This window comes from Phenylobacterium sp. (assembly GCF_037138395.1).
Taxonomy (GTDB): Bacteria; Pseudomonadota; Alphaproteobacteria; order Caulobacterales; family Caulobacteraceae; genus Phenylobacterium.
In genome coordinates this window covers 1-7,333 of the sequence record NZ_JBAXIM010000127.1, presented here as the reverse complement: position 1 = coordinate 7,333, position 7,333 = coordinate 1, and the positions used below count along the sequence as shown (strand labels likewise).

The window sequence follows — 7,333 nt, the reverse complement described above, 5'->3', positions numbered from 1 at the left end:
AGAGCGGTCATGGTCCGGTTGCGGGCATGGCGCAGGCCCTCAGCCTGGACATACCAGTCCGCCAGCTTCTCGCGGACGGCGCTTTCCTGGAGAAGCGGCGCGCCGTCAGAGCCGGTGGTATCGCGGGCAGCCTCAAGGAACTGGGACCAGCCCGTTCCCGTGGCGCCGCCGACGGCCAGGCGCTCGTTCATCAGGGTCACCAGCGAGACCTTCCAGCCTTCGCCCACGCCGCCGAGGCGCTGGCTGTCCTTGACCCGGACGTCGGTAAAGAAGACCTCGTTGAAACCGGATCCCCCCGACATCTGGTGGATTGGCCGGACGTCGACTCCCGGGTCCTTCATGTCGACCCAGAACATGGTCAGGCCCTTGTGCTTGGGCAGGTTCGGGTCCGTGCGGACGATGACGATGCCAAAGTCCGAGAACTGGGCGCCGGTGGTCCAGACCTTCTGGCCGTTGATGATCCAGTCGCCGGAGCCGTCAGCCGTCTTCTCGGCCCGGGTCCTCGCCGCCGCCACGTCGGAGCCGCTGCTGGGCTCGGAAAAGAGCTGGCACCAGATCTCCTCGCCACGGATAGCGGGGGGTCCGAACCGGTCCTTGGTGGCGGAGTCGGCGAAGTTCATGACGGTCGGCACGCACATGCCGAGGCCGATCTGGAACGGGTTGGAGGGGATCGGGTAGCGCGCCTCCTCCTCCCCGAAGATGACGCTGTCGATGGGCGTGCCGCTCTGGCCGCCCCACTCCTTGGGCCAGGTGATGCAGGCAAAGCCTGCAGCGGCCTTCCTGGCCTGCCAGGACCTGGCGGCGGCGAGGTCGCCCCCGCCCTCCCCGTCGTCATTCGCGTCGCGGGAGCGGGGCGCGTTGGCCTCGAGCCAGGTCCGGACCTTCTGGCGGTAGGCAGCTTCCTGGGGTGTGTCGTTGAAATCCATGATTGGTTTCCTTCTCAGGCGGCCGCGTTGCGGCGTTCGAGGTGGCTGACGAGGCGGTCTTTCCAGACCCGGGGAGCGCCGGCGACCAGGGAGAGCTGGCGCGAGCGGCGGTAGTGCAGGTGGCAGTCTACGGCCCAGGTGAAGCCGATGCCGCCGTGGGTCTGGATGTTCTCCTTGGATCCGAACCAGTAGGCCTCGGAGGCCGCGATCCGGGCGGCGCTGGCGGCCACCGGCAGTTCGGGGGCGTTGGTGTTGAGGGCCCAGGCTCCATAGTAGGCGTTCGACCGGGCCAGCTCGTTCTTCACGTACATGTCGGCCAGCTTGTGCTTGATCGCCTGATAGTTGGCGATGGCGCGGCCGAAGGCAAACCGCTCGAGGGCGTAGTCCTTGGCCATCTCCAGTGCACGGTCGGCGCCGCCAGTTTGCTCAAAGGCCAGGAGGACGGCGGCCCGGTCCAGGACCTGCTCGACCAGGGCCAGGCCCTCGCCAGCACCGCCCAGGCGCTCGGCCGGGACCTTGTCGAAGACCAGCTTGGCCGCGTCGCGGGAAGGATCCAGGGTCGAGAGCGTCTCGCGGGTCACCCCAGTGGCCGATAGATCGACGAGGAAGAGCCCCAGCTGGCCACCCTCGCGCGCCAGGACCAGGGCGTGGGTGGCGATGCCGCCGTCGGTAACCGGGATCTTGGTCCCCGAAAGGCGCCCGCCCTCGACGGTGGCGCGGATCGAGGCCCCGGACAGGGCGCCAGGCCCCTCCGAGGTGGCGAGGGCGCCGATGACCTCGCCGGCGGCGACGCCGGGCAGGACAGCGGACTTCTGGGCCTCGGACCCGGCCAGCATGACCGCCTCGGCCAGGACATAGACGGTAGAGGCGAAGGGGATGGGGGCCACGGCCCGGCCCAGTTCCTCTGCGATGACGCAGAGTTCAAGCCGGCCCAGGCCCAGCCCGCCGTATTCCTCCGGAATGGCCGCGCCCAGCCAGCCCTGGCCAGCCACGGCCTTCCAGAGCTCGGGGTCCCAGGTGGCTGCGGGATCGTCGAGGACCTTGCGCACCCGGCTTGTGGGGCAGTTGGCCTCAAGGAAGCGCCTCGCCTCGGTCTTGAGGAACTTCTGGTCCTCGGAGAAATCGAAATTCATGGCTTGGCACGCCTCCCTGCGCCGGTTCGGCATCCTGTTGGGAAGGACCATAGTCTTCGTCCACAGAAGGCGGAAGACTGACCTCGCGTCAGGACCGGAGGCGTCGGTCAGGAAAGGCGCGCCAGGGCCGCCTGCAGGCGTTCGCGGGCCGCCTCGGCCTCAGCCAGGCGCTCGCGGTTCTCCTCCACCACCTCTTCCGGCGCCCGGGCGACGAAGTCGGGGTTGTCGAGCTTGCGGCGGGTCTGTTCGGCGGTGGCGGCGAGGCCGGCGATCTCCTTACCCAGGCGGGCCTTCTCGGCAGCCAGGTCGATGAACTCGGCCACCGGCAGGGCCAGGGTCGCGCCCTGGACCACGAAGGGAATGGCGCCCGTCGGGGCCGAAGCCTCGACCCGGACCTCGGAGACCCGAAGCATCTGGCCGATCACCGGAGCGTAGGCGGCCAGGACAGCCGACTGGGCCGCGTCGGCCTCGACCACCAGCAGGGGCGGCCGGGCGCCGAGGGGCACGTTGAGCTCCGAACGGACCGAACGGCCCTCGGCGATGGCAGCAATGACCAGGCCCACCTCGGCGGCGGCGGCGGGATCGGGGGCCAGGGCCGAAAGGTCCGGCCAGCGGGCGGAGATCAGCAGGGGCTCGGACCGGGCGGCGCCGAGGTCAGCCGTCTGGTCCCAGAGCTCCTCGGTCAGGAAGGGCATGACCGGGTGAAGCAGCTTGAGGATCACGTCCAGGACCCAGGCGGCGGTAGCCCGGCTCTCGGCCTGGGCGGCCAGGTCGGCACCATTCAGGACTGGCTTGGAAAGCTCGACATACCAGTCGCAGAAGGTGTTCCAGATGAAGCGATAGAGAAGATTGGCCGCCTCGTCGAAGTTGCAGCCGGCAATGGCCTCGGTCACCGCCGCGGCGGTGCGGGCCGTCTCGCCGATGATCCAGCGGTTGACCGCCCCCTTGGCCGACGCCGGGTCAAAGCCCTCGACGCGGACGCAGCCATTGACCTGGCAGAACCGCGCCGCATTCCACAGCTTGGTACCGAAATTCCGATAGCCTTCAATGCGCTGGGTCGAGAGCTTGATGTCTCTTCCCTGCCCGGACATGGCGGTCAGGGTGAACCTCAGGGCGTCGGCACCGTAGCTGTCGATGAGGTCCAGGGGGTCCATGACATTGCCCTTGGACTTGGACATCTTCTTGCCAGAGGCGTCCCGGACCAGGGCGTTGAAGAACACCCGGCGGAAAGGGACCTCTCCGGTGAAGTGCAGCCCCAGCATCATCATCCGGGCGACCCAGTAGAATATGATGTCGAAGCCGGTCACCAGGGTGTGGGTCGGATAGAACCGCTTCAGGTCGACGGTCGCCTCCGGCCATCCCAGGGTCGAGAAGGGCCAGAGCCCCGAGGAGAACCAGGTGTCGAGAACGTCGTCGTCCTGTCGCAGGGGCGTCTCGGCGCCGTAGTGGGTGGCAGCAGCAGCTTGGGCCTCGGCCTCAGTCTCCTCCACGAAGACGGTGCCGTCGGGGCCATACCAGGCCGGGATCCGGTGGCCCCACCAGAGCTGGCGCGAGACGCACCAGGGCTCGATGTTCCGCATCCACTCGAAATAGGTCTTCGACCAGGCGGCAGGCTCCAGGACAGTGCGGCCGTCTTCCACCGCGGCAATGGCGGGCTTGGCCAGGGTGGCGGCGTCCACGAACCACTGGTCGGTCAGGTAGGGCTCGACAACGACGCCGGAGCGGTCGCCGTGCGGCACCACATGGCGGGTCGGGTCGATGCCGCGCAGCAGTTCCAGGGCCTCGAACTCGGCGACCACCAGCTTGCGGGCAACGAAGCGGTCCAGGCCGCGATAGGCCTCGGGCGCGGCGTCGTTGATGCAGCCGAAGTCGTCGAGGATGTTGATGATCTCCAGGCCATGGCGCTTGCCGACCTGGAAGTCGTTGAAGTCGTGCGCCGGAGTGATCTTCACCGCCCCGGACCCCTTCTCGGGATCGGCATAGTCGTCGGCGACGATGGGGATCAGGCGGCCGACGATGGGCAGCCGGACCTGCTTGCCCACCAGGTGGGCATAGCGCTCGTCTTTGGGGTTCACCGCCACGGCGGTGTCGCCCAGCATGGTCTCGGGCCGGGTGGTGGCTACGACGATCTCGCCCGAGCCATCCTCCAGCGGATAAGCAAAGCGCCAGAAATGGCCGTCAACCTCGCGTTGCTCGACCTCCAGGTCAGAGATGGCAGTCTGGAGGTGGGGATCCCAGTTCACCAGCCGCTTGTCGCGGTAGAGCAGGCCCTGCTTATGCAGGGTGACAAAGACCTTGCGGACGGCGGCGCTCAGCCCCTCGTCCAGGGTGAAGCGCTCGCGGCTCCAGTCGCAGGAGGCGCCCAGCCGGCGCAGCTGGCGGGTGATGGTCCCGCCGCTCTCGGCCTTCCAGGCCCAGACCCGCTCAAGGAAGGCCTCGCGCCCCATGTCGCGGCGGCCAATGTTACCCTCAGCAGCCAGCTGGCGTTCGACCACCATCTGGGTGGCGATGCCGGCGTGATCCGTACCGGGCAGCCAGAGAGCCGCCTTGCCCCGCATGCGCTCGAACCGGATCAGCACATCCTGCAGGGTGTTGTTCAGGGCGTGGCCGATGTGCAGCGAGCCCGTCACATTGGGCGGCGGTATGACCACCGAAAAGGGCTCGGCCGATGGATCCTCGGTCGGCGAGAAGGCGCCTGAGGCCTCCCAGCGAGCATAGAGCCGGGGCTCGGCGGTCTTGGGGTCGAAAGTCTTGTCAAGCATGGCGGTTTCCGGAGCGGACCCGTAACGGAAGGGCCGTCCGCGTCAAGTGAAGTCGTGGAAACCAGCCTATCGCATCCTGCCGCCGCGGGAGATGCGTTCGATCTCGGCCTGGACCTGGACCTCGACGATGTCGGGCAGGTGATCGTCGAGCCACTGCTTGAGCAGGGGTCGGAGGAGTTCGCGGACCACGTCCTCGAGGGTCCTCAGGTCGTGCGGCATCAGGAGTGAGGCCGACAGGTGCCCAAAGGCGGCGGCCGCAGCCGCTGCGGTCGGATCCGAAACGAGGCGCGGTTCCGGCCTGCGGGGCTCTAGGTCATCGCGGCGGTCGATGCGGTCCGTGAGAACAAGGACATCCTCGGGCTCTTCGTCCGGTACGAGATCATCATCGGGTACGAGATCTTCATCCGAACCGAGCTCTTCATCCGGAAGGCGTGCCTCGACGCGAGGTCTTTCGGGCTCTTCCTCGAGCTCAGGTTCGGGGGCGGCAGACGGCGCAAACGCACCCCCCTCCTCGGCCTCATCCGCGGGGTCGCCATCATCTTCGGAGATGATGCGGCGGATGGAGGCTAGGATTTCCTCCATTGTCGGTTCTGATTTTGAGTCGTCAGACATCCGCCACCGCGATTCGGACCAGGGACAGCCCCATACGCAAGGCTAGGCGCAGACGCATTAACAGGCAATTCCCGACGGTCACCCGGGATCGCCCCCTAATAGATAACCGATTCCCGGCCCTGGCGCCGCCGCAGGCTGGGGGACGGGGCGATATCCCCCTACCTAGAGGGAGCCGTCTTCAAACTCGCCGCAGAGACCGGAATCGGCCGGTCGGGGATCACCACCGGCTTTGGCGTCAGTATCCCGTCTACGCCCGAGATGGGCACTTCCCAAGGCACCCAGCCCCAGGTCACCCGCAGGCTGTTGAAGTTGGCCGCCGGATCGTACCTGGAGACTTCCGGCACAAGGTATCCGGCCTGCAGACGCCCAACCTGGCTGAGCACGCCCGCCGCCGCGACATATTCGTCGCGACGCGCGCTGATCTGGGACAGTTCGGCCGCGCGCAGTTCCTGCTCGGCGTTCAGGACGTCGATTGTGGTGCGCAGCCCCACCCTCTGCTCCTGGAGGACGCCCTCCGCGGCGATCCGAGCGGCGCGGACCTGCTGTTCCGTAGCCTCGATATTGCTCCGGGCGGCCTGCAGTCCGCTCCACGACTGAGTGATGGTCTGTCGGACGGACCGGCGGGCGGCCTCGACTCCAAGCCGATCCACATTGTTCCGTTCGACTGCGGAGCGTACCCGCGACAGGACCTGCCCGCCCGTGAAGAGGGGTACGGTCACAACCGCGCCTCCTGAAAGGGCGCGGGAATAGGCGTCTGTATGCAGCGGGCTGGCCAGACCGTTGTAGCCAAGCTGGCCCTGCAGGGCGACGGAGGGCATCTGCTCGGCCCGGGCGCCGGCGATCCGGGCCCGGCTCGCCTGCTCGGCGTACTCCGCGCCGCGAATGATCGGGCTGCCGTTCTCGGCCAGGTCCCAGGCCTGCTCGATGGAGCCGGGCAGAAGGCTGCCAATCGGGGGCTCTGGTGCGAGGTCGCCGGGGGCCTGACCGACGACCGCCTCGTAGTTGGCGCGGGAGGTGGCGAGGGTCGCCTGCGCGGAGTTGAGCAAGGCGATGGCCCCCGCGAACCGGGCCTCGGACTGAGCGACGTCGGTCCGGGTAATCTCGCCCACCTCAAACCGGGCACGGGACTCGTCGAGCTGGCGCTGGAGGACAGCAACATTCGTCTGGCGAATGCGGAGGGCCTCCTGGTCACGGCGGACATCCACGTAGAACTGGATGACCTGGCCCAGGATCTGGGCCTCGGTGCGCCGGAGGGATTCGCGTCCGGACAGGATGTCGGCTTCCGAGGCCGACACGGCCGCGGCCACACGCCCGCCCGTATAGATCGGCTGGTTCAGGGACAAGATGGCGGAACCCGAGTTGCTCTCGATATCCACCAGGGGATTGGTTCTGGGAATGGTCGTCTCGGCCCAATTCGCACGGCCCGATACGGACAGGGTGGGCCGGTAACCGGAACGGGCCTGGTACCAGTTCTCGTCCAGGGCCCGCAGTTGGGCACGCTGGGCCTGGAGAGTCGGATTGGAGCCATAGGCCATGGCGATCGCCTCAGCCATGGTTTCCGCGGAGGCTGCGGAGGCTGCAAGGGCGATTCCCGCCAGAGAGACCGCAGCAAGCCAGTGGCTGCGACGTCGCATGATCATCTCGAATCCCCAAAAACCGGACGCGCGGAACACACGCCTATATGACCGTCGTTTCCTCCGGAGGCCAGTGGACCTGACCTTAAGCTTTTTTCACCCGTATCTTACGATCCGGTTTCCGGCGAAGACGCCGAACTTAGAATGCAAAGCCCGCCTGAGGCTCGAACCCGGTCAGATAGGGCGGTGCGGAGTCAAATCCGGTGCGCCGACCGATCGCTTCGGGTGTCCGAACATGGACGATTGCGCGGCCCGCGGGGCCGTTG

The 7,333-nt window shown here is 67.5% G+C and carries 5 protein-coding genes; all 5 read right to left on the bottom strand.

Features of this window, described 5'->3' with window-relative positions; translation table 11 throughout:
- Positions 1–926, bottom strand: a 926-nt coding sequence (locus WCJ52_RS10140) for an acyl-CoA dehydrogenase family protein (protein WP_336903187.1), incomplete at its 3' end; no start/stop codon positions are given.
- 14 nt (positions 927–940) lie between these two features.
- Complete coding sequence (locus WCJ52_RS10135) at positions 941–2,059, bottom strand: acyl-CoA dehydrogenase family protein (RefSeq protein WP_336903186.1); 1,119 nt, start codon at positions 2,057–2,059, stop codon at positions 941–943.
- Positions 2,060–2,166: 107 nt separating this feature from the next.
- Positions 2,167–4,821: a valine--tRNA ligase gene (locus WCJ52_RS10130; RefSeq protein WP_336903185.1), complete on the bottom strand. Its 2,655-nt coding sequence runs from the start codon at positions 4,819–4,821 to the stop codon at positions 2,167–2,169.
- 66 nt (positions 4,822–4,887) lie between these two features.
- Positions 4,888–5,403, bottom strand: a complete 516-nt coding sequence (locus WCJ52_RS10125; RefSeq protein WP_336903184.1) for a DUF2497 domain-containing protein — start codon at positions 5,401–5,403, stop codon at positions 4,888–4,890.
- 188 nt (positions 5,404–5,591) lie between these two features.
- On the bottom strand, positions 5,592–7,067 hold the full coding sequence (locus tag WCJ52_RS10120) for a TolC family outer membrane protein (RefSeq protein WP_336903183.1): 1,476 nt from the start codon (positions 7,065–7,067) through the stop codon (positions 5,592–5,594).
- Between the last annotated feature and the right edge of the window lie 266 nt (positions 7,068–7,333).

What these genes read in the sequence shown, in the direction of transcription:
- WCJ52_RS10135 (WP_336903186.1), bottom strand. Translation starts at nt 2,059, where the DNA reads ATGAATTTCGATTTCTCCGAGGACCAGAAGTTCCTCAAGACCGAGGCG.
- WCJ52_RS10130 (WP_336903185.1), bottom strand. Translation starts at nt 4,821, where the DNA reads ATGCTTGACAAGACTTTCGACCCCAAGACCGCCGAGCCCCGGCTCTAT.
- WCJ52_RS10125 (WP_336903184.1), bottom strand. Translation starts at nt 5,403, where the DNA reads ATGGAGGAAATCCTAGCCTCCATCCGCCGCATCATCTCCGAAGATGAT.
- WCJ52_RS10120 (WP_336903183.1), bottom strand. Translation starts at nt 7,067, where the DNA reads ATGCGACGTCGCAGCCACTGGCTTGCTGCGGTCTCTCTGGCGGGAATC.